This window comes from Streptomyces sp. NPDC102278 (assembly GCF_044766345.1).
GTDB lineage: Bacteria > Actinomycetota > Actinomycetes > Streptomycetales > Streptomycetaceae > Streptomyces.
Map to the genome: position 1 here is coordinate 1 of NZ_JBIWLV010000030.1, position 25,541 is coordinate 25,541.

Annotated in this window: 26 protein-coding genes; 15 read left to right on the forward strand and 11 right to left on the reverse strand. The window is 73.7% G+C overall.

The window, feature by feature from the left end:
- Positions 1 to 268 precede the first annotated feature (268 nt).
- From ACIRO3_RS35700 to ACIRO3_RS35710, 3 genes are all read left to right on the forward strand, one after another.
- Positions 269 to 1,648, forward strand: a complete 1,380-nt coding sequence (locus tag ACIRO3_RS35700; protein ID WP_404143813.1) for a peptidase C39 family protein — start codon at positions 269 to 271, stop codon at positions 1,646 to 1,648.
- Between the two features lie 145 nt (positions 1,649 to 1,793).
- Positions 1,794 to 2,222 carry an SPW repeat protein gene (locus tag ACIRO3_RS35705; protein ID WP_361779160.1) on the forward strand — a complete coding sequence of 143 codons (429 nt, stop codon included), beginning with the start codon at positions 1,794 to 1,796 and terminating at the stop codon, positions 2,220 to 2,222.
- 131 nt (positions 2,223 to 2,353) lie between these two features.
- Complete coding sequence (locus ACIRO3_RS35710) at positions 2,354 to 2,506, forward strand: SCO1431 family membrane protein (RefSeq protein WP_361779163.1); 153 nt, start codon at positions 2,354 to 2,356, stop codon at positions 2,504 to 2,506.
- An 87-nt stretch (positions 2,507 to 2,593) separates the two neighbouring features.
- Here the strand turns inward: ACIRO3_RS35710 and ACIRO3_RS35715 are convergent, their stop codons facing one another.
- Both ACIRO3_RS35715 and ACIRO3_RS35720 read right to left on the reverse strand, forming a co-directional pair.
- Positions 2,594 to 3,610 carry a DUF6114 domain-containing protein gene (locus ACIRO3_RS35715; protein WP_404143815.1) on the reverse strand — a complete coding sequence of 339 codons (1,017 nt, stop codon included), beginning with the start codon at positions 3,608 to 3,610 and terminating at the stop codon, positions 2,594 to 2,596.
- Positions 3,601 to 4,209 carry a DUF6230 family protein gene (locus ACIRO3_RS35720; RefSeq protein WP_404143817.1) on the reverse strand — a complete coding sequence of 203 codons (609 nt, stop codon included), beginning with the start codon at positions 4,207 to 4,209 and terminating at the stop codon, positions 3,601 to 3,603. The genes ACIRO3_RS35715 and ACIRO3_RS35720 overlap by 10 nt, the downstream gene beginning before the upstream one ends.
- Positions 4,210 to 4,307: 98 nt before the next feature.
- On the opposite strand from ACIRO3_RS35720, the gene ACIRO3_RS35725 reads away from it, so the two are divergent.
- The 4 genes from ACIRO3_RS35725 to ACIRO3_RS35740 all read left to right on the forward strand — a co-directional run bounded on the left by ACIRO3_RS35725 (position 4,308) and on the right by ACIRO3_RS35740 (position 9,263).
- Positions 4,308 to 4,994 carry a TetR/AcrR family transcriptional regulator gene (locus tag ACIRO3_RS35725; RefSeq protein WP_361779172.1) on the forward strand — a complete coding sequence of 229 codons (687 nt, stop codon included), beginning with the start codon at positions 4,308 to 4,310 and terminating at the stop codon, positions 4,992 to 4,994.
- 147 nt (positions 4,995 to 5,141) lie between these two features.
- A complete protein-coding gene (locus ACIRO3_RS35730; protein WP_267799440.1) occupies positions 5,142 to 6,314 on the forward strand; it encodes an acyl-CoA dehydrogenase family protein in 1,173 nt (390 codons plus the stop codon).
- A 660-nt stretch (positions 6,315 to 6,974) separates the two neighbouring features.
- Positions 6,975 to 8,111, forward strand: coding sequence for a hypothetical protein (locus ACIRO3_RS35735; protein ID WP_404143818.1), 1,137 nt, complete (start codon positions 6,975 to 6,977; stop codon positions 8,109 to 8,111).
- A gap of 54 nt (positions 8,112 to 8,165) precedes the next feature.
- Positions 8,166 to 9,263 carry a phosphotransferase family protein gene (locus tag ACIRO3_RS35740; RefSeq protein WP_404143819.1) on the forward strand — a complete coding sequence of 366 codons (1,098 nt, stop codon included), beginning with the start codon at positions 8,166 to 8,168 and terminating at the stop codon, positions 9,261 to 9,263.
- Between the two features lie 13 nt (positions 9,264 to 9,276).
- Here ACIRO3_RS35740 and ACIRO3_RS35745 read toward each other — a convergent pair whose 3' ends face one another.
- On the reverse strand, positions 9,277 to 9,711 hold the full coding sequence (locus ACIRO3_RS35745; RefSeq protein WP_366000339.1) for a hypothetical protein: 435 nt from the start codon (positions 9,709 to 9,711) through the stop codon (positions 9,277 to 9,279).
- A gap of 218 nt (positions 9,712 to 9,929) precedes the next feature.
- Here ACIRO3_RS35745 and ACIRO3_RS35750 point away from each other — a divergent pair, with 218 nt between their 5' ends.
- The 4 genes from ACIRO3_RS35750 (at position 9,930) to fxsA (ending at position 13,977) form a co-directional block, all read left to right on the forward strand.
- Entirely contained in the window at positions 9,930 to 10,370 is a 441-nt protein-coding gene (locus tag ACIRO3_RS35750; protein WP_053681811.1) for an Lrp/AsnC family transcriptional regulator, read from the forward strand.
- A 111-nt stretch (positions 10,371 to 10,481) separates the two neighbouring features.
- On the forward strand, positions 10,482 to 12,119 hold the full coding sequence (locus ACIRO3_RS35755) for an amidohydrolase (protein ID WP_404143821.1): 1,638 nt from the start codon (positions 10,482 to 10,484) through the stop codon (positions 12,117 to 12,119).
- Between the two features lie 312 nt (positions 12,120 to 12,431).
- Positions 12,432 to 13,199, forward strand: a complete 768-nt coding sequence (locus ACIRO3_RS35760; protein ID WP_404143823.1) for a polyprenol monophosphomannose synthase — start codon at positions 12,432 to 12,434, stop codon at positions 13,197 to 13,199.
- A gap of 190 nt (positions 13,200 to 13,389) precedes the next feature.
- Positions 13,390 to 13,977 carry an FxsA family membrane protein gene (gene fxsA / locus ACIRO3_RS35765; protein ID WP_404143824.1) on the forward strand — a complete coding sequence of 196 codons (588 nt, stop codon included), beginning with the start codon at positions 13,390 to 13,392 and terminating at the stop codon, positions 13,975 to 13,977.
- A 78-nt stretch (positions 13,978 to 14,055) separates the two neighbouring features.
- On the opposite strand, the gene ACIRO3_RS35770 is transcribed toward fxsA, so the two are convergent.
- The 3 genes from ACIRO3_RS35770 to ACIRO3_RS35780 all read right to left on the reverse strand — a co-directional run bounded on the left by ACIRO3_RS35770 (position 14,056) and on the right by ACIRO3_RS35780 (position 16,960).
- Entirely contained in the window at positions 14,056 to 14,430 is a 375-nt protein-coding gene (locus ACIRO3_RS35770) for an RNA polymerase-binding protein RbpA (RefSeq protein WP_007262928.1), read from the reverse strand.
- Between the two features lie 291 nt (positions 14,431 to 14,721).
- A complete protein-coding gene (locus ACIRO3_RS35775) occupies positions 14,722 to 16,122 on the reverse strand; it encodes an MFS transporter (RefSeq protein ID WP_404143826.1) in 1,401 nt (466 codons plus the stop codon).
- A gap of 67 nt (positions 16,123 to 16,189) precedes the next feature.
- Positions 16,190 to 16,960 carry a glycerophosphodiester phosphodiesterase family protein gene (locus ACIRO3_RS35780; protein WP_361779196.1) on the reverse strand — a complete coding sequence of 257 codons (771 nt, stop codon included), beginning with the start codon at positions 16,958 to 16,960 and terminating at the stop codon, positions 16,190 to 16,192.
- 260 nt (positions 16,961 to 17,220) lie between these two features.
- Between ACIRO3_RS35780 and ACIRO3_RS35785 the strand changes: the two genes are divergently transcribed.
- Complete coding sequence (locus tag ACIRO3_RS35785) at positions 17,221 to 18,723, forward strand: PLP-dependent aminotransferase family protein (protein ID WP_404143828.1); 1,503 nt, start codon at positions 17,221 to 17,223, stop codon at positions 18,721 to 18,723.
- 36 nt (positions 18,724 to 18,759) lie between these two features.
- On the opposite strand, the gene ACIRO3_RS35790 is transcribed toward ACIRO3_RS35785, so the two are convergent.
- Both ACIRO3_RS35790 and ACIRO3_RS35795 read right to left on the reverse strand, forming a co-directional pair.
- A complete protein-coding gene (locus ACIRO3_RS35790; protein ID WP_404143829.1) occupies positions 18,760 to 20,427 on the reverse strand; it encodes a hypothetical protein in 1,668 nt (555 codons plus the stop codon).
- 112 nt (positions 20,428 to 20,539) lie between these two features.
- On the reverse strand, positions 20,540 to 20,734 hold the full coding sequence (locus ACIRO3_RS35795) for a hypothetical protein (RefSeq protein ID WP_008743136.1): 195 nt from the start codon (positions 20,732 to 20,734) through the stop codon (positions 20,540 to 20,542).
- A gap of 303 nt (positions 20,735 to 21,037) precedes the next feature.
- Here ACIRO3_RS35795 and ACIRO3_RS35800 point away from each other — a divergent pair, with 303 nt between their 5' ends.
- From ACIRO3_RS35800 to ACIRO3_RS35810, 3 genes are all read left to right on the forward strand, one after another.
- Positions 21,038 to 21,460 (forward strand): ankyrin repeat domain-containing protein, encoded by a 423-nt coding sequence (locus ACIRO3_RS35800; protein WP_361779207.1) that lies wholly within the window; start codon positions 21,038 to 21,040, stop codon positions 21,458 to 21,460.
- Positions 21,461 to 21,625: 165 nt separating this feature from the next.
- Complete coding sequence (locus ACIRO3_RS35805) at positions 21,626 to 21,754, forward strand: hypothetical protein (RefSeq protein ID WP_404143831.1); 129 nt, start codon at positions 21,626 to 21,628, stop codon at positions 21,752 to 21,754.
- Positions 21,755 to 21,800: 46 nt separating this feature from the next.
- Positions 21,801 to 23,198, forward strand: a complete 1,398-nt coding sequence (locus tag ACIRO3_RS35810) for a HEAT repeat domain-containing protein (protein ID WP_361779210.1) — start codon at positions 21,801 to 21,803, stop codon at positions 23,196 to 23,198.
- A gap of 48 nt (positions 23,199 to 23,246) precedes the next feature.
- Here ACIRO3_RS35810 and ACIRO3_RS35815 read toward each other — a convergent pair whose 3' ends face one another.
- Genes ACIRO3_RS35815 through ACIRO3_RS35825 form a run of 3 tightly spaced genes read right to left on the reverse strand, consistent with a single transcriptional unit; the run spans position 23,247 to position 25,488 of the window.
- Positions 23,247 to 24,125, reverse strand: coding sequence for a biotin-dependent carboxyltransferase family protein (locus ACIRO3_RS35815; protein ID WP_404143833.1), 879 nt, complete (start codon positions 24,123 to 24,125; stop codon positions 23,247 to 23,249).
- Positions 24,122 to 24,733, reverse strand: coding sequence for an allophanate hydrolase subunit 1 (locus ACIRO3_RS35820; RefSeq protein ID WP_366001225.1), 612 nt, complete (start codon positions 24,731 to 24,733; stop codon positions 24,122 to 24,124). The genes ACIRO3_RS35815 and ACIRO3_RS35820 overlap by 4 nt, the downstream gene beginning before the upstream one ends.
- Positions 24,730 to 25,488, reverse strand: coding sequence for a LamB/YcsF family protein (locus tag ACIRO3_RS35825; protein ID WP_404143859.1), 759 nt, complete (start codon positions 25,486 to 25,488; stop codon positions 24,730 to 24,732). Before ACIRO3_RS35825 ends, ACIRO3_RS35820 begins: the two co-directional genes overlap by 4 nt.
- Positions 25,489 to 25,541 lie beyond the last annotated feature (53 nt).

Below are 25,541 nucleotides of genomic sequence, written 5' to 3' on the forward strand. Positions count from 1 at the left end.
CACCGGACCGACCCCGGCCCCGTCAGGCAGAACCCAAGATCTGAAACAGAACACGACTCATGAGGCGAACCAAGACCTCAAAACCAGGTCACTAGGTGTATTGACCCGCTGGGGGTTCGGGTCCCCGGGATCCGGCTCGCCCCGCGGACCCGGCGGGACCGGCCGGGTGGCAGGGCCGACACGGGCCCCGTGGCTTCGCGGCCCGGCAGCCGGGAACTGGAAGGGTGGACCAGCCGAGCCACCGCACCGACCCAGGGGGCCACCACCGATGACCGCAGCCACACCACGCCGGGCCCTGCTCGCCGTCGCCCTCGCGGCCGCCGCCGCGGCCACCGTTCCCGGCGGGGCGGCCTCGGCCGCCGGCGCGCCCCGGGGCGGCGCGAAGCTCCCCGCCGGGGCCGCCGGGGCCCGTACGGTCGACAACCGCTTCTGGTACTCCCACGCGCACTGGCTGGCCGGCTCCCACCGGGGGACCGCGGCGGTCGGCGGCGCCCGACCCGGCCTGGAGATCAAGACCCCGGCCGGCCGGACCGAGTACACCGACCCGCACACCGCGCGAAAGGCCACCTGGGAGTACGCCTCCTGGACCTCCCCGGTGCACCGCTCGGCCGTTCCCGCCACCGAGGCCATCGCCTCCTGGAACGCCCGCACCCCGGCCGGCACCTGGATCCGGATCGAGCTGCGCGGCACGTACACCGACGGCACCGCCACCCCGTGGTACGTCATGGGCCGTTGGGCCTCCGGCGACGGCGACATCCGGCGCACCTCCGTCGACGGTCAGAGCGACGGGCGCAGCACCGTCTGGACCGACACGCTGGCCCTGGACGGCCCCGCCAAGGCCGCCGGTCTGCGCATCCGCGACTGGCAACTGTGCCTGACCCTCTACCGCAAGCCCGGCGCCGAGCGCGGCCCGACGGTCTGGCTGGCCGGGGCGATGGTCTCCGACGTACCGGACCGGTTCACCGTCCCCGCCTCCACCCCCTCGGGCCCGGCCCACGAACTGAAGGTCCCGAGGTACTCGCAGGAGGTCCACATCGGCCGGTACCCCGAGTACGACAACGGCGGCGAGGCCTGGTGCAGCCCCACCTCCTCCCAGATGATCATCGAGTTCTGGGGGCGCAAGGCCGGCGCGGAGGCCCTGGGCTGGGTCCGCGAGGGGTACTCGGACCCGCAGGTCTGCCACGCCGCCCGGTCCACGTACGACGCGGCGTACAAGGGCTGTGGCAACTGGCCCTTCAACGCCGCCTACGCCGCCACGTACCGGGACATGGCCGGGGTCGTCACCCGGCTGACGTCCCTCGCCGACCTGGAGGTCCTGGTCCGCGCCGGGATCCCGGCCATCACCTCGCAGTCCTTCCGCGCCGAGGAGCTGACCGGCGCGGGCTACGGCACGGCCGGCCACCTGATGACCGTCATCGGCTTCACGGCGGCCGGGGACGTGATCGCCAACGACCCCAACTCGGCGGACAACCCCTCCGTCCGCCGCGTCTACCGGCGCAGGGAGTGGGAGACGATCTGGCTCCGCACCAAGCGCCGCAACGCCACGGGCAAGGAGGTCTCGGGCACCGGCGGCGTCTGTTACCTGTACGTCCCGGCCCGCCCGTCGGCGGCCGCGATCCGGGCGCTGCGGACGGTGGGGGTGCTCTGAAGGGGGTCGGCGGTCCGTTTGTCGGAAGTGCGAAGAGGTCCCCGCCCGTTTCCGTTGACCCGAATGGGTTGTAAGTGGAACATAAAGGGCACAGGACGTGTGTAGGCACAGGGCAGACACGAGCTTCAACAGGAGGCGGCCCGCCATGACCACCCACCCGAACATCGAGCAACACCCCGACCTCGCCGAGATGCGCACCCGCTTCGAGCAGGTCACCAGCACGCCACGAGCGCAGGCGATCGAGGCGATGGCCCTGATCACGGGCCTGTACATCGCGGCCTCGCCGTGGATCGTCGGATTCAGCGGCTTCGGCTCGCTGGCGGTCAACAACCTGATCGCCGGACTGGCGTACTGCCTGTGCATGGGCGGCCTGGGGTCCGCCTACGAACGCACGCACGCGATGGCGTGGACCGCCGTCGTCATCGCGGCCTGGACGATCGTCGCCCCGTGGGTCATCGCGGGAGACGTCTCCACGACCCGCACCGTTCTCAGCAACGTCATCGCCGGCGCCGTCGCCCTGCTGCTGGCCCTGGCCATGGCGGGCATGGCCGGTCGCGACCGGCGCGCCGGCTGACCGCGACGCACCCCCGGCACGGCACCATCCCGTCACGCCCGCCCGATCCCGGCGGGCGTGACGTGTGCCACCCGTGACGCTCGTCTCTCGTACCTACCGCAAGAGCCGCGAATGCTGCCACATTGGTCGGCATGACCACACATGCCGCAGCCCCGACCGACCGCGCCCGCAGCCTCGCCCGCACGGGCGGCCCGAAGGACGGCTCCGCTTGGTTGGAGCACGTGCTCGGCTGGACCCTGGTGGTCGTCATCGCCATGTTCGTCACCCAGGTCGGCTGGCTCTAGGCCCCGTCGTCAAAGTTTCGCCTGGCCCGTGGCGCACTTTGACGCCAGGACCCCAGGTCGACCCTTCGGTGCGGTGGGGCCGCCGGATCACGAGGCCTCCAGCCGCAGCCCGTCGGTGACGATCACGTCCGAGGTGACCAGCGCCTGCTCGGCGGTCACCCGCGTCATGAAGACGAACGGCGGGATCACCGGGGGAGCGGGCAACCCCTCGGGGCTGAAGGTGACGCACAGCAGCCCCTCGATACAGCCGCTGAACCGGGTCAGGTACAGGGTGACATCGCCCCGCAGGGTCAAGGACCGGGCCGCCAATCCGTATTCGTCCCCGCCGTCCCGGGTGCGCAGCCGGTAGTCGTACAGCGAGGCCGCCGCCATCCTCAACACCAACACCTTGCGCGGTCCGTCGACCGTGTCCAACTCGGTGACCCCCGCGAGGGCGAAGCCCTGGGGCGCGAAGAGCGACGTGGTCACCGTCGGGGGAGTCCGGCCGGCCCTCGGCGGCCCCTGCGCGGCGGCTTCGGCCTGCGGGGCGCCCGAGGTCAACGCGACCAGCAGGGCCACGGGCAGCGCCACCGCCGACGCCCGGTACCCGCCACCGCCCGGGCCCGGAGCGGCCCCGGGCGCGGGCCGGGCGCGCGCCTTCGCGGCGGCGTCCCCCTCCGCCGAGTCGGGCTCCTCCGTCTCCTTCTCCGGCAGCGGGGTCCAGCCGAAGGCCAGCGCACTGCCCGCGATGCCGAGCAGCATCCCGACCAGGAACCCGCCCAGGTTCGTCGTCACGAAGGACAGCACCGACAGCAGCAGGGCGTGGATCGACACGTAGGCCCGGGCCTGCGGCAGGAACCACAGGAACAGCCCGGCCACGACCAGCGCCGCCCCGATCCCGATCGCCGCGATCCCGCCGAGGCCCAGGCTGACCAGCACGGTCAGCGGGGAGAGCGGGACCAGCAGCAGCTCGGTCCCGCCCAACACCAGCAGCAGCCCGCCCCAGAACGGCCGGGTCCGCCGCCAGGCGCGCAGTCGTCGCCGCGGGCCGGGCAGGGGGAGCCGCGGCGCCCACCGCCCCGTGCCCGGATCCGCGGGTCGGCGTCGGCGCGCCCCTAGAAGCACTGCTTGCCGTCCAGGCCGACGCTCAACTTCATGCCCTTGAGCCGGAAGTTGCCGCCGGTCGCGGACCAGGCGTGCGAGCGCACGTTCAGGACCTCGATGTTCCCGGCCTGGAGACCGAACCTGCCCGGCTCCCCCCTGACGCCCTCGACCTGGTCGAGGGTGGAGGCGTCCCGGCCGATCTGCGCCGTTCCGAAGGTGGCGTCGCCGTCGAGGTCCTCGCCGTCGATCACCAGGTTCTCGGCGGTGACCTGGCCGGCCGGTCCGCCGGCGCTCAGTTTGAAGACCACGGTGCCCACAGGGGTGTCCACCCGGGCGGACTGGCAGATGTCGGCCAGCGTGGCCTCGCCGATGCCGAGCAGCGCGACCGGATGCCCCTTGCCGTCGACGGAACGGTCCGTCTGCACGTAGGACGCCAGACCCTTGCTGCTCAACTTGGATGAGGAGACCTGGAAGGAGGTCCCCGAGACGGCGAAGGACGCGGCGAGCGCGCCCTGCGCCATGACGACGCCCATCGCCCCGACCGCGATCACCGCGGGCAGGGCGACCGCTGCCGTCCTCTTCCACTTGACCCGGCCCTCGCGGCCGCTGTTCGTGCTCATGGAGGTGCCTCCCGTACGTCGTCCGTGCGCAGGGAAGTGCATGAGACAGGTCTGCCATACTGCGGGCATCCTGTGGGAGTTCGAGGCTAGGGCCGAATTTGAATAATAGTCAACAGCGCGGCGCGACCGGCCGTTCGCAGGTCCGCCGGGCCGAACTCATGGCGATCGGGCGCAAGTTGTTCGCCGACACCTCCTACGACGCGCTGTCCATGGACGACATCGCCCAACACGCCGGTGTCGCCAAGGGGTTGATCTACTACTACTTCAAGAGCAAGCGCGGCTACTACCTCGCCATCGTCGAGGAGTCCGTCGCCGAACTCGTCGCCCGCGCGGCCGCCGAGACCGAACTGGCCGGCTCCGAACGCGCCCGCCGCACCATCGACGGCTACCTGTACTACGCCGAACACCACCAGGCCGCGTACCGCACGATCGTCACCGGCGGCGTCGGCTCCGACGCCGAGGTCCTCGCCATCCGCGACGCGGTCCGTGAGGAACTGGTCGCCACCATCGCCGAGGCCGCGTACGGCCGCCGCACGGTGGCGCCGCTCGCGAGGCTCGCGCTCGTGGGCTGGCTCTCCGGGGTCGAGGGGATCACCCTGGAGTGGATCGGCGGCCTCGGCGGGGCGGGGCAGCCCGGCCGGGACGAGGTCGCGGCGCTGCTCGTCCGGCAGCTGCGCGCGACCCTGACGGTGATCGAGGAGTTCGCCCCCGACCACCCCGCTCCACCCGCGCACGAGGCCCCCGCCGGCCCCGGTGATCATGCACCGGTGACGGGAAGCCCCTGATCGGGCATACTCAAGCCGCCGCAGCCACTGAACAGGCCCTTCCGCGATCCGGGAGGGCAGTATCGGCTGTGAGAGCACCGAGATCCGGTGGCGCGTCCCACACCTCACGCGTCGCCGCCGTGCCCGACCAGGGAGGAGAGCGCCGCCATGACCGACCGCGCCCCGCAGCCGGTGGACCGACAACTGCCCACCGAAGAGTCCCGTGATCTGCTCGCGCTCGTACGAGAGATCGCGCAGCGGGAGATCCGCCCCCGGGCCGCCGAGGAGGAGGACGACGGACGCTTCCCCCGGGAGGTCTTCACGCTCCTGTCGGAGGCCGGCCTGCTGGGACTCCCGTACGCCGGCGAGTTCGGCGGTGGCGAGCAGCCGTACGAGGTCTACCTCCAGGTGCTGGAGGAGCTCGCCGCGGCCCGGCTGACGGTCGGGCTCGGTGTCAGCGTGCACTCCCTGGCCTGCCACGGCCTCGCCGGCTACGGCACCAAGGAACAGCAGGGCGCCCACCTCCCCGCGATGCTCGGCGGCGGCCTGCTCGGCGCCTACTGTCTCTCGGAGCCGGCCGCCGGCTCCGACGCCGCCTCCCTGACCACCAAGGCCGTCCGTGACGGGGACGACTGGATCATCACCGGCACCAAGGCGTGGATCACGCACGGCGGGGTCGCGGACTTCTACACCGTCCTCGCGCGCACGGGTGTCAACGGCCCCAAGGGCATCACGGCCTTCCTCGTCCCCGGCGACGCGGCCGGTCTGACGGCGGCCGTCCCCGAGAAGAAGATGGGCATGAAGGGCTCGCCCACCGCCCAGCTGCACTTCGACGGCGTGCGGGTCCCCGACACCCGACGCATCGGCGAGGAGGGCCAGGGCTTCACCATCGCCCTGGCCGCCCTGGACGCCGGCCGGCTCGGGATCGCCGCCTGCGCGATCGGCGTCGCCCAGGCGGCCCTGGACGAGGCCCTGGTCTACGCCCTGGACCGCAAGCAGTTCGGTCACCCCATCGCGGACTTCCAGGGGCTGCGCTTCATGCTGGCCGACATGGCGACCAAGATCGAGGCGGGCCGGGCGCTGTACCTCGCCGCCGCGCGCCTGCGGGACGCCGGCAAGCCCTTCTCCCGCCAGGCCGCCATGGCCAAGCTGTTCTGCACGGACGCCGCCATGGCCGTCACGACGGACGCGGTGCAGGTCCTCGGCGGCTACGGGTACACCGCGGACTTCCCGGTGGAGCGGCTCATGCGCGAGGCGAAGGTGCTCCAGATCGTGGAGGGCACCAACCAGATCCAGCGCATGGTCATCGCCCGCCACCTCGCGGGCCCCGAGACCCGCTGAGGCGTCCGCGGCCGGGCGGGGGCGCCGACCGGCCGGCGGGCCCGGTGCACCGCGGACCGGTCGTCGGCCGTCTGGCGTGCGTCGGGCCGGTCGGCTCAGCCCCCGTACAGGGGGCCGCTGGGCCAGATCGGGGACGAGGCGACCCGTGACCACTCGGGATCGCGCCGCCCCGGTACCGTCCGGCCCTCGGCGGCCCAGCGGGCGAGGAGCGCGCTGTAGATGGGTGCGTCGGGGTTCCGCAGCGGAACCGATTCTTCGTACCCGTGAGGCGTGGGGCGGCGCCTGCGACCCGTTCTCGGCGTGGACGTCTCAAGCGTGGTCATGCACGGCAGAACGCGAGATCGGCTCCCGGGTAACCGGTCCCCGCCCACGGCCATCCGTTCGACGTGTCCCCGGCGCGACCACCGGCCGGGCCGCCCTGGGCCGCTGCCTCCCGACCGGTGGCCCGTGGGTGACCGCGGCGGCCGGCCGTTGCCCTTCCCCCCGCCCCCCGCACCGCGGGCCCGGGTGTCCGGATGTGCCCTCCTGTCGCGTAGTGCCACAAGCCTGTTGCTCAAAACGGTTTCTGACGTACCGTCATGTCCGCTGGAGTCCGCACCAGGCCAACCCGCGCCACGTCACGTCACGCGCCGCCACGCCGCCGCGCCCAGGAGGTCCGCCATGTCCGCCGACCGGCCCGTCCCCCTCGACGAATACCCCATCCACCAGGCGCCGTTGTCGATGAAGCACCTCGTCAGCGGCGACCGCAACGCCTACGACCGCTGCATCTTCCACGTCTTCGACCACGCCGGCAGGGCCGTCCTCATCCTCGGCCTCGGCGTCTACCCCAACGCCGGTGTCATCGACGCCTACGCCACCCTGCGCGTCGGCGACGAACTCCTCGCCGTCCGGGCCTCCGACGCCCTCGGCGACGATCGGATGAACCTCCGCGTCGGCCCGCTCCGCATCACCGTCGACGAACCCCTCAAGCGGATCGGCCTCCACTGTGACGCCGACCCCGCCGACCCCGAGGGCCTCTCGTACGACGTCACCTGGACCGCCGAGTTCCCCGCCGTCTGGGAACCCCACCACGTGCAGCGCCGCGGCGACCGCCTGATGCTGGAAGGCCGCCGCTTCGTCCAGGCCGGCAACGTCACCGGCACCATCCGGTTCAGGCGGGAGGAACTCACCCCCACCCCCGGCGCGTGGACCGGTACCCGCGACCGCAGTTGGGGCGTGCGGCCGATCCCCGGCGAGGAGGGCGGCCGGGCGGCGCAGGAGCACCGCCCCGAGGGCTTCCACTGGCTCTGGATGCCCGTCCGCTTCGAGGACCGCTTCCTCATGGTCATCGTCCAGGAGGACGCCGACGGCCACCGCATCCTCAACGAGGCCGTCCAGGTCTTCCCCGAGGGCGACGACCGCCACGACGTCCAACTGGGCTGGCCGCACACCGACATCCGCTACCGCCCCGGCAGCCGCCACCCCGAGAGCGCCGTCGTCCACCTCACCGACCCGGCCGGCCGCAAACCCCTCGAACTCGGCGTCCGGATCCTCAACTCCTCCCCCCTCGCCATCGGGGCCGGCTACCCGCCCGCCACCGACTGGCAGCACGGCACCTGGCAGGGCCGCGCCTGGACCGACCGGCGCTCCTACGACCTCTCCGACCCCACCGCGCACCCCATGGCCGCCTTCGGCGTCACCGACCACTCGGCCCGCTTCACCCTCGACGGCCGGGTCGGACACGGCATCTTCGAGCACGGCAGCTTCGGCCGGCACGACCCCAGCGGCTTCACCGACCACACCTCCGTGGCCCCTTGACCCCGAGCCGACCCCGCGGACGACGCCCCACCGGAAAGGAAGGCAGGACCAGCCATGGCAACGCCGCCACGTCCCCGCACCTCCACCCGTGAGCCCGAGGAACTCGGCCGGCGCCTCGCGGCCTGGCTCGACACGACCCTCCCCGGCGCGAAGGTCACCAACACCTCCGTCCCCGGCTCCAACGGCATGTCCAGCGAGACCCTGCTCTTCGACATCGAGCACCCCGACACCCCCGAGCGGGCCTGCGCCCTGCGCCTTGCCGCGGACCCGGCCGCCTACACCGTCTTCCCCACCTACGACCTGCCCCGCCAACACCGCGTGATGAGCCTGGTCGCCACGCACACCGACCTGCCCGTGCCGCGCGTGCGCTGGCTGGAGGAGGACCCGGGGCCGCTCGGCGCGCCCTTCTTCGTCATGGCCCGCGCCGAGGGCCGGGTACCGCCCGACGTCATGCCCTACACGTACGAGGGCAACTGGCTGCACTCCGCCACCGACGCCGAACGCGCCCGGCTCCAGGAGGCGAGCGTCTCCCTCCTCGCCCGTCTCCACGACCAGTTCCCCGCCGAGGAGGCGCGCTTCCTCCTCCCACCCGGTGAGGGCAGTCCGCTGCGCCGGCACGTCGCCGCCCAACGCGCCTACTACGCATGGGTGGTGGCCGGACTGGCCCGCTCACCGCTCCTGGAGCGGGCCTTCGACCGGCTGGAGGAACTCTGGCCGGCCGACGAGGGCGCCCCCGTCCTCAACTGGGGGGACGCGCGCATCGGCAACGTCGTCTACCAGGCCGAGGGCTTCGAGCCGGTGGCCGTGCTCGACTGGGAGATGGCCGCGTACGCCCCCCGGGAGGTCGACCTGGGCTGGACCGTCTACCTGCACCGCTTCTTCCAGGACCTGACCGTCGGCTTCGGTCAGCCGGGCCTGCCCGACTTCCTGCGCCGCGACGACGTGGAGCGCCGGTACGCCGAACTCACCGGGCACACCCCGCGGGACATGGACTTCCACACCCTCTACGCCGCCCTGCGGCACGGGATCGTGATGCTGCGCATCGCCTACCGGCAGGCGCACTTCGGGGAGGTCGAGGTCCCGGCGGACCCGGACGGCCTGATCCTGCACCACGCCGCCCTCGCCGCCATGGTGCAGGGGACGTACTGGTAGGGCGGGCGGTCCGTCAGGCGGCCTGCGCGTGCTGGCGCATCTGCGGCGGCAGCGGGGCCGTCACGCGGACCGGACGCGAGCCCGGACCACCGACGTGCGAGAAGGGCTGCGTCCGCCAGTCGAGGCCCTGCGGGAGCGACAGGTGCACGATCGGGTCGAGCTCCTGCGCGTCGTACTGGAACCCGCCCACGGTCGGCAGCGCGTCGGAAGCCGGCCGGCCCGTACCCGCGCACACCGTGAGCCCGAACGGGTTCCACGGGGACGGGCAGAGCGCGTGCTGCGGCAGGTACTCCTCATCCGCGACGAGGGCGATCGACTGGCCGCAGTCGGGGCAGACCGCGTGGTGGATCTCGAACCCCTCGGCCTCGTCGAGGTAGCCGTCCTCGTCGGAATCGAGCAGTTCCGGAGGCTCCGGTTCGATGCGACCGGCGCGCTTGGCGTTCAGCATGGATGTACTCCCCCTTGAATGGGCCGGGCGGGCAGGTTCTTCAGCCACGGCCACACCAAGCACTTCCCGTCGCACGGCACGAGTAACCACAACCGCCCGCGGTACGCCCCCGCACCCCTGTGGCCTTGGTCACATGCCCGCCGCAGGTGCCACCCAACCCGTGGACACCGCTGTGCCTGAAGCGGCATTGGGCCATAGGTTGAGCGGCTATGAGCGCAATGGAGGAGCTGGACCGCCAGATCGTTGATCTGCTCGTGCGGGACGGGCGAATGAGCTACACGGATCTGGGCAAGGCCACGGGACTGTCCACGTCGGCGGTCCATCAGCGAGTACGCCGCCTGGAGCAGCGCGGAGTGATCCGCGGCTATGCCGCCGTGGTCGACCCCGAGGCCGTCGGGCTGCCCCTGACGGCGTTCATCTCGGTCAAGCCGTTCGACCCCAGCGCACCGGACGACATCGCCGACCGGCTGGCGGGCGTCCCCGAGATCGAGGCCTGCCACAGCGTGGCCGGAGACGAGAACTACATCCTCAAGGTCCGCGTGGGCACCCCCCTGGAACTGGAGGACCTGCTGGGCCGACTGCGGGCCCTGGCGCACGTCTCGACCCGGACGACGGTGGTGCTGTCCACCCCGTACGAGTCCCGCCCGCCCCGCGTCTGACGACCTCCCGACCCGCCCTGCGACCCGCCTCCCGCGCCGCCCGGCCCCGGCCCCCCGCCCCGGCGGGACCCGAGGTCGGGCCCGCCCGACCGAGGCGGGAGACTGGGTCCCATGACTGACCGCACCGCCTCCGCCGACGCCGCCGGAGCCCCCGTACCCGACCGCACCGTCCTCCTGCGCGGCGGCGAGGTGCACAGCCCCGCCGACCCGTTCGCCACCGCGATGGTCGTCGAGCGCGGCCACGTCGCCTGGGTCGGCTCGGAAGGCGCCGCCGACGCCTTCGCGCAGGGCGTCGACGAGGTCGTCGACCTCGACGGGGCGCTCGTGACGCCCGCGTTCACCGATGCCCACGTGCACACCACCTCCACCGGACTCGCCCTCACCGGCCTGGACCTCTCCGACGCCCGCACCCTCGCGGACGCCCTGGACCGGGTACGGGCCCACGCCGACCGCCGCCCCGCCGACCGGGTGCTCCTCGGGCACGGCTGGGACGCCGCCCGATGGCCGGAGCGCCGTGCCCCGCGCCGCGAGGAACTGGACCGGGCCACCGGCGGCCGTCCGCTCTACCTCAGCCGCATCGACGTCCACTCGGCCGTGGTCACCACCGCGCTGCTCGACCTCGTCCCCGGGGGCACGGGCATGGTCGCGGGCGACGGACCGCTGACCGCCGACGCCCACCACGCCGTACGCGCCGTCGCGCTCGGCGCCGTCGGCCCGGCCCAGCGCGCCGAGGCCCAGCGGGCCGCCCTGGACCGGGCCGCCTCCCTCGGCATCGGCTCGGTGCACGAGTGCGGCGGCCCGCAGATCTCCTCCCCGGAGGACTTCACCGCCCTGCTCGACCTGGCGCGCAGCCACCTCGGCCCGCGCGTCTTCGGCTACTGGGCCGACCGGGACCTCGACCTGGCCAAGCGGCTCGGCGCGGTCGGCGCCGCCGGCGACCTCTTCGTGGACGGCGCGCTCGGCTCCCACACCGCGTGCCTGCACGCCCCGTACAACGACGCCGCGCACACCGGCACCGGCTACCTGGACGCCGGCGACGTCGCCGCACACGTCGCCGCCTGCACCGAACAGGGCCTCCAGGCCGGTTTCCACGCCATCGGCGACGCCGCCGTGAGCGCCGTCGTCGAGGGTGTCCGGGCCGCCGCCGAGAAGGTCGGACTCGCCCGGGTGCGGGCCGCCCGGCACCGGGTCGAGCACGCCGAGATGATGACCCCGGCCACCATCGCCGCCTTCGCGGAACTGGGCCTCACCGCCTCCGTGCAGCCCGCCTTCGACGCGGCCTGGGGCGGCGAGGACGGCATGTACGCCGACCGGCTCGGCGTCGAGCGCGCCCGCACCCTCAACCCGTACGCGGCCCTGCTGAAGGCCGGCGTCCCGCTCGCCTTCGGCTCCGACGCCCCCGTCACCCCGCTCGACCCGTGGGGCACCGTCCGGGCGGCCGCCTTCCACCGCACCCCCGAGCACCGGATCTCCGTACGGGCCGCCTTCGCCGCCCACACCCGGGGCGGCTGGCGGGCCCTCGGCCGGGACGACGCGGGCACCCTCGTCCCCGGCGCGCCTGCCGACTACGCCGTCTGGCGGACCGAGGAACTGGTCGTCCAGGCCCCCGACGACCGGGTCGCCCGCTGGTCCACCGACCCGCGCTCGGGCACCCCGGGGCTGCCCGACCTGACCCCCGGCGGGGATCTGCCCGTGTGCCTGGCCACCGTCGTCGGCGGCCGGGAGGTTTTCGTACGCCCACAGGGGTGATCCGACCGGCCTCGGTTCGGTCCGGGCGGCCCGACCCGGATAGGTTCGGCCGGGTCCACCACAGGACGTCCGTACCGGACGGATCCGTCCGCTCAGCGCACCCGCGCCTCGGGGGCGAGGGAAGGTTTCGCCGGCGGCTGGTGGCCCCAGGTCGGTGCCCGGCGGTCCAGTAGACAACGGCCACGGTGACCCGCAGCCAGCGGGAGCCGGGCCGGCCCGAAGGACCGCCGGCTCCGATCGCTGTTCTAAAATCATCCTGCTGTGACGGGACGTACGAGGCCGGCCGGACGAGAAAACACGCAAGGGGACCCAGTGAGCGATGGCGGACAGCGGACCTACGGGCCGCTCGGCACCACCCTGGTGATCATTCCGACGTACAACGAGGCCGAGAACATCGCCCTCATCGTCGGCCGGGTCCGGGCCGCCGTCCCCGCAGCACACGTCCTGGTCGCCGACGACAACAGCCCCGACGGCACCGGCAAGCTCGCCGACGAGCTGGCCTCGGCCGACGAGCAGGTCCACGTCCTGCACCGCAAGGGCAAGGAAGGGCTCGGCGCCGCCTACCTGGCCGGCTTCTCCTGGGGCCTGGAGCACGGTTACGGCGTCCTCGTGGAGATGGACGCCGACGGCTCCCACCGCCCCGAGGAACTGCCCCGCCTGCTCACCGCGCTCGGCAACGCCGACCTGGTCCTGGGCTCCCGCTGGGTGCCGGGCGGGCGCGTGGTCAACTGGCCCAAGAGCCGGGAGATGCTCTCCCGCGGCGGTTCCACGTACTCCCGGCTGCTCCTGGACGTTCCGATCCGCGACGTGACCGGCGGCTACCGCGCCTTCCGCCGCGAGACGCTGGAGGGCCTGGGCCTGGAGGAGGTGGCCTCCGCCGGCTACTGCTTCCAGGTGGACCTGGCCCGCCGGGCCATCCGCCAGGGCTTCAGGGTCGTGGAGGTGCCCATCACCTTCGTCGAGCGCGAGTTCGGCGACAGCAAGATGAGCAAGGACATCGTGGTGGAGGCCCTGTGGCGGGTCACCCAGTGGGGCATCAGGGCCCGGGCCGCCAAGCTGACCGGCAGGCCCCCGTACTGACCGGCGGACCTGCGGACGGACCGCCCCCGCACCGGCCCGCCTGCGGACGGACCCGCCTCCGTGCCGACCCGCCTCCGCACGGACCCGCCCCCGCACCGGCCCGCCTCCCGGATGCCCACGGCAGCCCCTAAGGGATGTCCGGTACCTCCGACTGAGGTCGCTTTTACACCGCCCCAGGCACACTGGTGACATGACGACCGGCATTTCGACGGCCCCACGACGGCGCTCGCCCGCCCGCACTCTCCTTCCCCTGGCGGTCGCCGCCTGGCTGATCCTGGAGATCTGGCTGCTCAGCCTGGTCGCCGGGGCCGCCGGCGGGTTGACCGTCGCCCTGCTGATCGCGGGCGGGATGCTGCTCGGCGCCGTCGTCATCAAGCGCGCCGGGCGGCGCGCCTTCAAGAACCTCACCGAGACCCTCCAGCGCGCCCAGCGGGGACAGGGTCCCGAGCAGGCCGCGCAGCAGCCCGGTCAGGGCAACGGCCTGATCATGCTCGCGGGCCTGTTCCTGATGTTGCCCGGGCTGATCTCCGACGTGGCCGGACTGCTCCTGTTGCTCCCGCCCGTCCGGGCACTCGTCGGCCGCCGCGCCACGCGTTCCCTGGAGCGCAAGATGGCCGCCGCTCCCGCCGGCACCTTCGGTGACGCCTTCCAGCAGGCCCGGATCCACCAGCCAGACGGCAAGGTCGTCCAGGGCGAGGTCATCCGTGAGGACCGGCCGGGGCCCGGAGCGGGCCAGGCCGGCCCGGACGCCGGTCACCGGCCGCCGCTGACTCCCTGATCCGCCGACCCCCGGGCACGCCGAGGGCCCCCGCCACGGATGTGGCGGGGGCCCTCGGCTTTGTTCTCAGTCCGGTTGTCAGGCGGACTTGCGGCTGTCCCGCGGATGCACGGCAATGTTCATGGCGCCGGAACGAAGGACCGCGAGCCTCTCGGCAAGCACTTCCTCCAGCTCCTCGCGGGTGCGTCGCTCCATGAGCATGTCCCAGTGCGTTCGCGCAGGCTTGCCCTTCTTCTCTTCGGGCCCGTCCCCGTCCACCAGGAGTGCCATGGCGCCGCACGCCTTGCACTCCCACTCCGGCGGAATTTCTGCCTCAACCGAGAACGGCATCTCAAATCGATGTCCGTTCTGGCATGCGTACTCCACCGCCTGGCGCGGGGCCAGATCGATGCCGCGGTCCGTCTCGTAGCTGGTAACCACGAGCCGCGTACCGCGGAGAGCTCGCTCACTCATGAATCGTGCCTCCCGGGCTTGTCGCCCACAGGACAGGTGTCGCTGTCGTCGTCATCCGGTCAACGTCCGGTCGGCGGTATAGATTCCCGCTCCGGGTCATGCGTCGCCCGTCGTACCGCCCCTTGTTGTACCCACCAGTGCCCGTTTTGTCACATCTGGCAGCAGATGTCACCCAACGTCCACTCTTCTTGAGCGCGCAGTAACGGTCCGCCTGGCAGGCCAAAGGCGTACACTACCGGCCCTTCGCTTGAACGTCGAAATTCGTTCCGAATTCGGTTCCCGGACCCGCTGTCAGATCCTCTCGGGAACAGGATTGCCCGCCGCCTCCACCGCGCGCCGCACCGGCACCCTCGCGAGCAGCACGAAACCCAGTGCGAAGAACACCACCAACGAGATGATCGCGTCCCGATAACTGCCCGTGACCTGGTACGTCAGGCCGAAGACCAGCGGTCCGACCCAGCTCAGCCCGCGGTCGCTCATCTCGTAGGCGGAGAAGTACTCGGCCTCCTTGCCCGCCGGGACCAGGTGCGAGAACAGCGAACGCGACAGCGCCTGGCTCCCGCCCAGCACCAGCCCGATCATCGCCGCCAGCGCGAAGAACCACACCGGCGTCCGGGCCGGCAGGAAGTACCCGGCGGCCAACGTGACCGCCCACGCGGCCAGCGAACCGAGGATCGTCCGCTTGGCGCCGTACACCCGCGCCAGCCGACCCATCCCCAGGGCTCCCGCCACCGCCAGGACCTGGACCAGCAGCACCGCCACGATCAGCGTGGACTGCTCCAGCTCCAGTTCCTCCGACCCGTAGACCGAGGCCTGGGAGATCACCGTCTGCACGCCGTCGTTGTAGATCAGGTAGGCCAGCAGGAACGACAGCGTCAACGGATAGCGCCGCATGTCCTTCAAGGTGGCCACCAACTGCCGCCACCCGCTGACCGGTGGCGCCGCACCCGCCTCCCGGACCACCGCCCGGTCACGCAGCCGGCGCAGCGGGATGATCGCGAAAGCGCCCCACCACAGCCCCGCGGACGCCAGACAGACGCGCACCGCCGCCCCCTCGGACAGCCCGAAGGAGTCGTGGCCCTGGTAGAGCACCAGGTTCAGGACAAGGACCAGGGCGCCCGAGGTGTAGCCGAAGGCCCAACCCCGCGAGGAGACGGTGTCCCGCTCGTCCGGCGCCGCGATCTGCGGCAGGAAGGCGTTGTACAGCACCATCGAGACGGCCAGCGAGGCATTCGCCACGATCAGCAGGAACCCGCCGAGCAGGTAGCGCTCGCCGTCGAGGAAGAACATCCCGGCCGTCGCCGCCGCGCCCGTGTACGCGGCCACCGCCAGCAGTGGTTTCTTGCGGCCGCTCCGGTCGGCGAGGGCCCCCACCAGCGGCATGATCAGGACGGCCACGAGCACCGACGCGGAGACCGCGTACGCGAAGAAGGAACCGGCCCGGACCGGGATGCCGAGCGGGTGCACGTAGCCCTCGGCATCCGCCGCGGCCTTGGCCACCGCCGTCAGGTAGGGCCCCAGGAACACCGTGAGCACGCTGGTCGAGTAGACCGAGCAGGCGAAGTCGTAGAAGTACCAGCCGTGCTGTTCGCGTCTTCGGGCGGCCCTCTCCGGGTCGCGACCGGCGCCTGCTCCGGCGTCCTCCGTCCCCGGATCCGCTTCCTCCGGTGGAGATGTGTCTCGCGCCGTCATGCCGGTGCCCCCTCGCTGTCCCGTGCCGCCCCGGCCGCCGCGGCCCCCGCGGAGTCCGAACGGGCGGTCAGGCCCAGGCTCCGCGCCGGTCCAGCACCGTGCGCAGGATGTCGATCCGGTCGGTCATGATGCCATCGACTCCCAGGTCCAGAAGAGACTCCATGCGTTCCGGTTCGTTCACGGTCCACACGTGCACCTGGAGCCCCCGCTCGTGCGCCGTCCGCACGAAGCGCCGGTCGACCACCCGGACACCGCCCTGGGTCTCCGGAACCTGCGCCGCCACCGCCCCCGCGCGCAGCGCCGCCGGGATGGCGAACGACCGCAGCCGCAGCCCCAGCACGCCGCGGACCCCGTACGAGGTCGCCAGCCTGGGGCCGGCGATCTTCTGGGCCCGGGCCACCCGGCTCTCCGAGAAGGAGCCCACGCACACCCGGTCCCAGACCCGGGCGCGCGCGATCAGGTTCACCAACGGGTGCAGGGCGGACTCGGCCTTGACGTCGACGTTCCAGCGGGCGTCCGGGAACTCCTCCAGGAGGTCCTCGAACAGCGCCAGCGGCTCGGTGCCCGCCACCCGGGCCTCCCGGATCCGTTTCCACGACAGTTCGGCGATCCGTCCCCGCCCGTCGGTGACCCGGTCCAGGGTGGAGTCGTGGAAGGCGACCAGCTTCCCGTCGACCGTGGCGTGCACATCGGTCTCGAAGTAGCGGTACCCCGCGTCGGCCGCCCGGCGGAAGGCGGCGGCGGTGTTCTCCAGCCCGTCCGCGGCCCCTCCCCGGTGCGCGAAGGGGATCGGAGCGGGATGGTCCAGATACGGGTGCCGAAGGCGTGCGTGCGTCACAAAGCCGCAGTATGCCCCCTGTCGCGGCTGGGACGGGAGCGTCCGGATGGCCGCGGGATGAACGCGCCCGCGCGGGGCGGCGCCGGCCCTTCCGTGACCGCCCTCGCGGCCCGTCCTCTCCGTCCCCTCCGCGGCCCGCCCCGGGAGCCCTGTGGCTCGAATGGACCGCCCCGTGACACCCTGGATCGCGCGGAACCAATCCAATACCGGTCGCCCCTCGGGCCGGACGGGGCCAATTCGACGAAGGTGGACCGGACAGCATGGCTCAGTGGACCTCGGCGGTCGGCGCCGCACAGCTCGCCCGCCTCATCGCCTCGCAACAGGGACGCTCCGCCGCGACCGGCACGCGCAAGCCGCCCGCCTACCGCACCCTCGCCGACGGCATCCGACTCCTCGTCCTGGAAGGACGAGTCCCCGTCGCCGCCCGGCTGCCCGCCGAGCGGGAGCTGGCCGTCGCGCTCTCCGTCAGCCGCACCACCGTCGCCGCCGCCTACGAGGCGCTGCGCGGCGAAGGGTTCCTGGAATCCCGCCGGGGCGCGGGCAGCTGGACCGCCGTGCCCGCCGGGAACCCCCTTCCCTCCCGGGGCCTGGAACCCCTGCCGCCCGAGTCCCTCGGCTCGATGATCGACCTGGGCTGCGCCGCCCTGCCGGCCCCCGAACCCTGGCTCACCAAGGCCGTCCAGGGGGCCCTGGAGGAACTGCCGCCCTACGCGCACACCCACGGCGACTACCCCGCCGGCCTGCCCGCCCTGCGCCGGATGCTCGCCGACCGCTACACCGAGCGCGGCATCCCCACCATGCCCGAACAGATCATGGTGACCACCGGGGCCATGGGCGCCATCGACGCCATCTGCAGCCTCTTCGCGGGGCGGGGCGAGCGCATCGCCGTCGAGTCCCCGTCCTACGCCAACATCCTCCAACTCATGCGCGCCGCCGGCGTGCGCCTCGTGCCCGTCGCGATGGCCGCCGGGCTGAGCGGCTGGGACATGGACGTCTGGCGGCAGGTGCTGCGCGACTCCGCCCCGCGCCTCGCCTACGTGGTCGCCGACTTCCACAACCCCACCGGGGCCCTCGCCTCGGACGAGCAGCGGCGCGCGATGGTGGAGGCGGCCCGCTCGGCCGGCACCGTGCTCGTCGCCGACGAGACCATGGCCGAACTCCTGCTGGACCCGGACGTGGAGATGCCCCGCCCGGTGTGTTCCTTCGACCCGGCCGGCTCGACGGTCGTCACCGTCGGTTCCGCGAGCAAGGCCTTCTGGGCCGGCATGCGGATCGGCTGGGTCCGCGCCGCCCCCGACGTCATCCGCAGCCTGGTCGCGGCCCGCGCGTACGCCGACCTCGGCACGCCCGTGCTGGAACAGCTCGCGGTGAACTGGCTGATGCGGACCGGAGGCTGGGAGGAGGCCGTCGGGATCCGCCGCGACCAGGCCCGGGAGAACCGCAACGCGCTCGTCGCCGCGGTGCGCCGGGAACTGCCCGACTGGGAGTTCCAGGTCCCCCGGGGCGGGCTCACCCTGTGGGCCCGCGCGGGCGGACTGTCCGGGTCCCGGCTGGCCGAGGTGGGGGAGCGGGTCGGCGTACGGGTCCCCTCGGGCCCCCGGTTCGGCGTGGACGGCGCCTTCGAGGGGTACGTCCGGCTGCCGTTCACGGTCGGCGGCCCGGTGGCCGAGGAGGCCGCCGCACGTCTGGCGGCGGCGGCCCGGCTGGTCGGCACGGGCGCCGGCGGCAGCGGGGCGGAACCCCCGCGCACGTTCGTCGCCTGACGGTCGACGGCCGGGCCGCGCGGGCCCGTCCGATCGCTACGGCCCGACCGGCCAGGGGCCGCGGGCGTGCGGAGTCTCCGCCGGCGCCGCCGGGACCTCCCGCGCGTCGATCGAGGGGCCCTGCGCCTGGGCCGGGGGCTGGACGATGTGCAGCGGCGTCGCCGTCGTGACGTGCTCCGCGACCGGCGCCGGCCGGGCCTGTCGCTCCGGCAGCAGCTCCAGCACCGCCTGACGGTGCGCCGGATGCGCGGCGTCGTCGTACGGGTCCGGGGTCGCGGGCACCTGCACCCGGTGCACGGGGCCCGTGCCCAGGCGCGCGTACCCGCGCCCGGGCGGCACCGTCGCGGTCGGGGTGGTGTGCGGGGGCAGCCCGAGCACGTCGGTGATCTGCTGGATCGACGCGGAGCCCAGCACGACACGGGCCCGGGTGTGCTGCCAGACGGCGTCGTCGAGCAGTTCCAGGTGCTCGAACTGTTCCGCGACCACCACCGTGACGTGCGCGGCCCGGCCGTGCCGCAACGGCACCTGGAGCCGGGCCAGGGGGTCCGGCCGCCCCTCGGCCGCCGCGAGGTGGGTGAGCACGCTGGGGCGGTCGAGCAGGATCCACAGGGGGCGCCGGGTGTCCTCGGGCAGGGGCCGGCCCGCCTCGCGGGCCCGGTGGGTCGCGACGAGCCGGCGCTCGGTCTCGTGCGCGGCCCACTCCAGGGTGGCCGGTGCCCCCGTCGGGCCGCACTCGACGGCCAGGACGCCCGCGCGGCCGGAGAGGCAGGAGTACTCGCCGCTGCCGCCGCCCTCGACGATCAGCACGTCGCCGTCGTGGTGGAGCGCCTGGAGGGCGATGGAGCGCAGCAGGGTGGACGTCCCGCTGCCGGGTTGGCCGACGGCCAGCAGGTGCGGTTCGGTGGAGCGGGGGCCGGTGCGCCAGATCACCGGGGGGACGTCCCGGCTCTGCTCGCCCTCCACGACGGGCAGGGTGCGCTGGACACCCCCCGCGTCGGTGAGGCCCAGCACGGTCTCCCCGGGGGAGGTGACGAACCGCTGGGCGGCGATGCCCGTCGCGAGCGCCTCCAGCACGCTGAGGTCGAGCTGGTTGGCCTCCTCGTCCCAGTCGAAGAGGTACTCGCGCCCGCGCCCCGACTTGGCGTGCAACAGGGCCTCGATCCGGGCCCGCGAGGCGGGATCGCCGTCGGCGAAGTAGGCCGGGTAGCGGATGCGGAGCCGGGTGACACGGCCCGCGTCGTCGAAGACGTGGCCGCTGAAGGCCCGGTCCCACTCCCCGCCGTGGGCGAAGAGCGGGTTGGGGTCCTCCGGGATGGAGAAGTACGGCACGAGGGCCTCGTACAGGGAGGCGAGCCGCTCCGTCTCGGCGTCGCTGGGGCCGGTCTTGACCGGGGTGCGGTCGCGTCCGTGCCAGCCCGCCGCCGCCATCAGGCTCACCAGGGCGATCAGCGGGCCGTAGGGGACGAGCGCGACCACGAGGACGCAGGCGGCTCCCAGGAACAGCGCGGGACCGCGCTTGTCCTTGGGGGTGTCGGACCACTTGCGCCGCCCGGCGCGGGCCAGGACGCGCAGGCCGCGTCCGATGACGAGGAGCGGATGGAGGACGTCCGTGGCGCTGTCGGCGGCCGTGCGGGCGAGGTCGCGGCCCCGGGCCGGCGTCAGGGTGCCGCTGCCGAGGATGCGGGGGAGTGGGCGCCTGGCCACGGGCGTCTCCTGGAGTCGTGGTGGTGGCGGGACGGTGCGGTCGGGAGTCCTGGGGCGTGTCGCCGAAGTCCCGCCCGCCGGCGGGCGGCCGGCGCCACTTCGACGACGTTCCCTAGAGCTTGATCCCGCCGAGAAGGCTCGCGAGGCTCGCGGTGCTCGCCGTGATGCTGGGTGCGATGGCGGAGCCGGCGAGGAAGAAGCCGAAGAGCGCGCAGACGAACGCGTGGCTCAGCTTCATCCCGTCCTTCTTGAAGAAGAGGAAGCAGATGATGCCGAGCAGGACGACACCTGAGATGGACAGGACCATGAGGGGTTCTCCTGGTGGGTGGGGACGGTCACCATCAGTCCTTCCAGGCTCACAGCAAGTATCAATGCGACAAAAGGTGCATACGGGTGAATCCCGGCGATTTTCACTTGACTGGACCTGCCCGGCTGGCGCGCCGGGCTCCGGGGGGCATGGGTGATCCTTGCCTCGGGCCGCGCCCGTCATGTGCCGGATCGGGCGCTACTCTGACGCTTCACCCGCACGGACGCAGCGCCGTGCGTCCCCCTGCCCGCCCGGCCTGGGGAAACCCGTGTCGTGACGGCGAAGCGAAAGGCGGTACGAACGATGAGCGAGCACACCCCGGAGGGCGCCGGCCCGCAGGGCGTTCCCGACGAGGACGTCATCGAGCTGGCCACCAAGATCTTCGACCTCGCCCGTCAGGGTGACGCCGAGACCCTGGCCGCCTACCTCGACGCCGGGGTCCCGGCGAACCTCACCAACGACCGCGGCGACACCCTCGTCATGCTCGCCGCCTACCACGGCCACGCCGACGCCGTCACGGCCCTGCTCGCCCGCGGCGCCGAGGCGGACCGGGCCAACGACCGGGGCCAGACCCCGCTCGCGGGCGCCGTCTTCAAGGGCGAGGAGGCCGTCATCCGCGCACTGCTCGCCGGGGGAGCCGATCCCGAGGCCGGAACCCCCTCCGCGGTGGACACGGCGCGCATGTTCGCCAAGACCGACCTGCTGGAACTGTTCGGAGCCAAGTAGTCCGGTTTTAGCCGTGACCTGGCAAGGTCTGACCGGTCCCGGACCTCACGGGTTGGTCACGGCGGCCGTAAATGTGGTCGCGGTGCACAAACCGCCTGGGTCATCATGGCGTCGGATTCGATTCGCGAACATGACGGACGGGCAGGAGCGGGCTGGACACAAGAGGTGTCCATACCCTCCCTGCCGAACCGGCCGGTGTGGTCGCGGAGCACCGACGAGAGTGAGAAGGCAATGGTCTACATCGAGCGGAACATGACGGCGGACGTCCTCACATGCTGTTACGCGGCCCTGTGAATCCCGATTCCCGGTTGCGTCCCCAGCTTGATTTGAGGCCCCTCCCATGTTCGAACCAGTCATAGCGCCAAGCGGCACCCTGCTCGGGCTCCTCCAGAGGGGCCGCGGCGACGGCACGCTGCACGCACTCGCGGCGCCCCGGGCGGAGGCCCTGGAGGCCCTCGACCAGTGCGTGATCAGCGATCCGCGCCAGGACTGGCAGGTCGAGAACCGCTCGCTCTACTACGCACGGCTCTACCTCGATCTCGACGGCCCCCTCGGGGCCATCGAGAGCCACCTCTTCAGCGCCGACGACCTCCTCGACGAGGAGGACCACCGCACCGGGCTCGCCCTGTCCGTACTGGGCCACCTCGCCTCGTACGGCCGTGACGACGCGCTCATGCTGCTGCGCCGCTACGCCGCCTCCGGCGCGAACTGGGCCTGGGCCCTCGACGAACTCGCGCTGCGCGACGACGACGAGGGGCTGCGCTCCCTCGCCGCACCCGTCATCGCCCGCTTCCCGGCCACCGTCGAGGGCGAGGCGCGGCTGGCCGCCGCCATCCGCGACGCGTACGAACCCCGGCCCTGGTGCCTGTGGGAAGAGTCCGCCCCCCACGGGGAACGACTGCGCGCCGCCCGTCAACAGGGCTCCTTCGACCGCTGGCAACGCCAACTCACCCCCAAGGGCCCGCAGCCCGGCTGGGGAGTCCAAGCCGTCTTCGACTGGGCCGCCGACGGACTGGGACGCGGCACCCCGCTGCACGTCCCAGCGGCCCGCTGCCTGGCCGCCGTGGCCGCGCCCGAGGACCGCCCCGCGATCCTCGCGGCCGCCGCCGGCGCCTGCGGCGAGGCGGCCCGGGCCACCGCCCTGCACCACCTGGTCCTCGCCGAACCGGAGAACCCGGCCGTCCTGGACCTCATCGAAGCCGCCGGGGACGAGCCCGCCGTGGCCGCCTACGAGCGCATGTGCGGCCCCGGGGCCGTGGAGCGGGCCCGTCGCTGGGTGCACCGCCCCGACGCCCTCGGAGCGGCCGCCGCGACCCTCCTGGCGGCCCGCGGCGGAGCCGAGGACGCCGGCCTGGTCCTGGGCGCCCTGCGCTCCACGGTGCGCGGCTCGGGGCCCGACACCCGGAGCCTGTTCGCCCTCGTCGACGGGGCCGGACGCCTCGCCATCGGCTGCGCGGCGCCCGTACTGCGCCACGTCTACCGCGAAACCGCCTCGTCCCACCTGCGCGGTCGCGTCGCCCGGGCCCTGGCCCAGACCGATCCGTCGTTCGGCGCCGGCTTCGCGGTGGAATGCCTGTGGGACTGCGAGGAGACCACCCGCGAGGTGGCCGCCCGCCACGCCGAGACGGCCGACGCCCGCGTCGCCCCCCGCCTGCGCCGCCTGGCGGCGGACCCGGCGGAGGAGGAAGACGTGCAGTCGGCGGTCCGCAGCCGCATCGCACCGGAGTCGACGGTGTGACCGGATGACGCGGGCGGCCCGGCGAGCCGCCCGCGCCCCGGAGCCGCCTCACCGGCGCCGCACGAAACGGACCGTCACCCCCGGCCGGGCCTGGGCCGCCGCGTCCAGGGCGGGGCCCGGCGCAACCACACCCACGACGGGGTAGCCGCCGGTGACCGGATGATCGGCCAGGAAGACGACGGGCAGCCCGTCCGGCGGCACCTGGACCGCCCCCAGGACCATGCCCTCGCTCGGCAGTTCCCCCGCCCGGCGCCGGACCAGGGCCGGGCCGCCCTCCGTGCGCAGTCCGATCCGGTTCGACCTCGCCGACACCCGGTACGGGGCCCGCAGCAGCCGGGCCACCGAATCCGGCTCGAACCAGTCGGCCCTCGGCCCCGGCCCGAGCGGCAGCACCAGCTCCGCCGGCGGCCCCGGCACCCCCGCGGCGTCCACCCCCGGCACCGGATCCCCGCCGGGGAGGCCCACCGGCAGCAGCGCGCCCGCCGACAGCACCGGCGGCCCCAGACCCGACAGCAGGTCCGTGGACCGGCTGCCCAGCACCGGGGCCACGGCGAAGCCCCCGCGCACCGCGACGTAGCCGCGCAACCCCGACTCCGCCGCCCCCACCTCCAGCTCCGCCCCCGCCCGCAGCGGGACCGGCGCCCCCCAGGCCACCGGACGACCGTCGACCCGTACCGCGCAGGGCGCCCCCGTGACCGCCACCGTGACCGGGGCCGAGGCCCGCAGCCCGACCCCGTCGAGGGTGGTCTCCAACGTCGCCGCGTCCGGGGGATTGCCCAGCAGCCGGTTGGCCAGGGCGTGCGCCCCGACGTCCAGCGCGCCCGAACGGGGGACGCCCAGGTGCGCGTACCCCGGCCGGCCCAGGTCCTGGACGGTGGTCAGCGCACCGGCCCGCACCACCAGCAGACCGCTCACGACCGCGCTCACGACCCCTCCTCCTCGAAGCGCACCCGCACCCCCGGCGCGAACAGCGCCGCCGGCTCCCGCCCCGGGTCCCACAACACGGCCCCGGTGGACCCGATCAGCTGCCAGCCACCGGGGGAGGAGCGCGGGTACACCCCCGCGTACGCGCCCGCCAGGGCCAGCGAGCCCGCCGGGACGGCCGTACGGGGCGTGGCCCGCCGGGGCAGGTGGAACCGCTCGGGGAGCCCGGTCAGGTAGCCGAAGCCGGGCGCGAACCCGCAGAACGCGACGCGGAAGTCCACCGACCCCACGATGCCCGCCACCTCCCCGGGCCCCACCCCCCACAGCCGTGCGACCTCCGCCAGGTCCGGCCCGTCGTAGCGGACCGGGACGGTGACCAGCGGCCCCTCGCTCTCCGCGAGCGCCGGCACCCCCCACGCGGCGATCCGGGCCGCCAGCGCGGCGGGCTCCGCCACCCCGTCCAACAGGACGGTCCGCGCGGCCGGCACGATCTCCCGCACCCCGCCCAGTTCCGCGCGCCGCCGCAGCAGCTCCGCGTGCAGCGCCGCCACCTCCCCGGCCGAGTCCACCTCCAGCAGCAGGGCCCGCCCGCCCACCGGGAGCGCCCTCACGCGAAGGCCTCCACCCGTACCCCGGCCGCGCCCAACGCCGAGCGCACCCGCCGGGCGAGGTCCGCCGCCCCCGGGGTGTCCCCGTGCAGGCACAGGGAGCGCGCCGGCACGGCCACCGGGGACCCGTCGATCGCGGTCGTGGCCCGCTCGGCGGCCATCCGCACCGCGCGGGCGACCACCGCGTCGGGGTCGTGCACCACCGCCCCCGGCTCGCCGCGCGGCACCAGCGTCCCCGCCGCCGTGTACGCCCGGTCCGCGAAGGCCTCCGGCACGCCGGTCAGCCCCGCCTCCTCGGCGGCGGACAGGAGCAGCGACCCGGGCAGGCCCAGGACCGGCAACCCGGCCGCCCCGGCCGCCAACCGGACGCCCGCGACGACCGCGCCCGCCTGCCCCGCGTCGCGCACGGTCCGGTTGTACAGGGCGCCGTGCGGCTTCACGTACGACACCCGGGAACCGGCCGCCCGCGCGAACACCTCCAACGCCCCGATCTGGTACGCCACCTCGTCCGCCAGTTCGCCCGCCGGCACGTCCATCGCCCGCCGGCCGAAACCCGCGAGGTCCCGGTAGGAGACCTGCGCCCCGATCCGCACCCCCCGCTCGGCGGCCAGCTCGCACACGCGACGCATGATGGACGGATCCCCGGCGTGGAAACCGCAGGCCACGTTGGCGCTCGTGACGACGGACAGCAACGCCTCGTCGTCGGTCAGCGTCCAGCGACCGAACCCCTCGCCGAGGTCGGCGTTGAGGTCGATCACGGGCGGGTGCGCGGCCGCGGCCATCGGTGTGATCATGGAAGCCATGCGGTGAG

Coding starts and splice junctions, on each gene's coding strand:
- ACIRO3_RS35700 (WP_404143813.1), top strand. CDS start 269: ATGACCGCAGCCACACCACGCCGGGCCCTGCTCGCCGTCGCCCTCGCG.
- ACIRO3_RS35705 (WP_361779160.1), top strand. CDS start 1,794: ATGACCACCCACCCGAACATCGAGCAACACCCCGACCTCGCCGAGATG.
- ACIRO3_RS35710 (WP_361779163.1), top strand. CDS start 2,354: ATGACCACACATGCCGCAGCCCCGACCGACCGCGCCCGCAGCCTCGCC.
- ACIRO3_RS35720 (WP_404143817.1), bottom strand. CDS start 4,209: ATGAGCACGAACAGCGGCCGCGAGGGCCGGGTCAAGTGGAAGAGGACG.
- ACIRO3_RS35730 (WP_267799440.1), top strand. CDS start 5,142: ATGACCGACCGCGCCCCGCAGCCGGTGGACCGACAACTGCCCACCGAA.
- ACIRO3_RS35735 (WP_404143818.1), top strand. CDS start 6,975: ATGTCCGCCGACCGGCCCGTCCCCCTCGACGAATACCCCATCCACCAG.
- ACIRO3_RS35740 (WP_404143819.1), top strand. CDS start 8,166: ATGGCAACGCCGCCACGTCCCCGCACCTCCACCCGTGAGCCCGAGGAA.
- ACIRO3_RS35745 (WP_366000339.1), bottom strand. CDS start 9,711: ATGCTGAACGCCAAGCGCGCCGGTCGCATCGAACCGGAGCCTCCGGAA.
- ACIRO3_RS35750 (WP_053681811.1), top strand. CDS start 9,930: ATGGAGGAGCTGGACCGCCAGATCGTTGATCTGCTCGTGCGGGACGGG.
- ACIRO3_RS35755 (WP_404143821.1), top strand. CDS start 10,482: ATGACTGACCGCACCGCCTCCGCCGACGCCGCCGGAGCCCCCGTACCC.
- fxsA (WP_404143824.1), top strand. CDS start 13,390: ATGACGACCGGCATTTCGACGGCCCCACGACGGCGCTCGCCCGCCCGC.
- ACIRO3_RS35770 (WP_007262928.1), bottom strand. CDS start 14,430: ATGAGTGAGCGAGCTCTCCGCGGTACGCGGCTCGTGGTTACCAGCTAC.
- ACIRO3_RS35775 (WP_404143826.1), bottom strand. CDS start 16,122: ATGACGGCGCGAGACACATCTCCACCGGAGGAAGCGGATCCGGGGACG.
- ACIRO3_RS35785 (WP_404143828.1), top strand. CDS start 17,221: ATGGCTCAGTGGACCTCGGCGGTCGGCGCCGCACAGCTCGCCCGCCTC.
- ACIRO3_RS35795 (WP_008743136.1), bottom strand. CDS start 20,734: ATGGTCCTGTCCATCTCAGGTGTCGTCCTGCTCGGCATCATCTGCTTC.
- ACIRO3_RS35800 (WP_361779207.1), top strand. CDS start 21,038: ATGAGCGAGCACACCCCGGAGGGCGCCGGCCCGCAGGGCGTTCCCGAC.
- ACIRO3_RS35810 (WP_361779210.1), top strand. CDS start 21,801: ATGTTCGAACCAGTCATAGCGCCAAGCGGCACCCTGCTCGGGCTCCTC.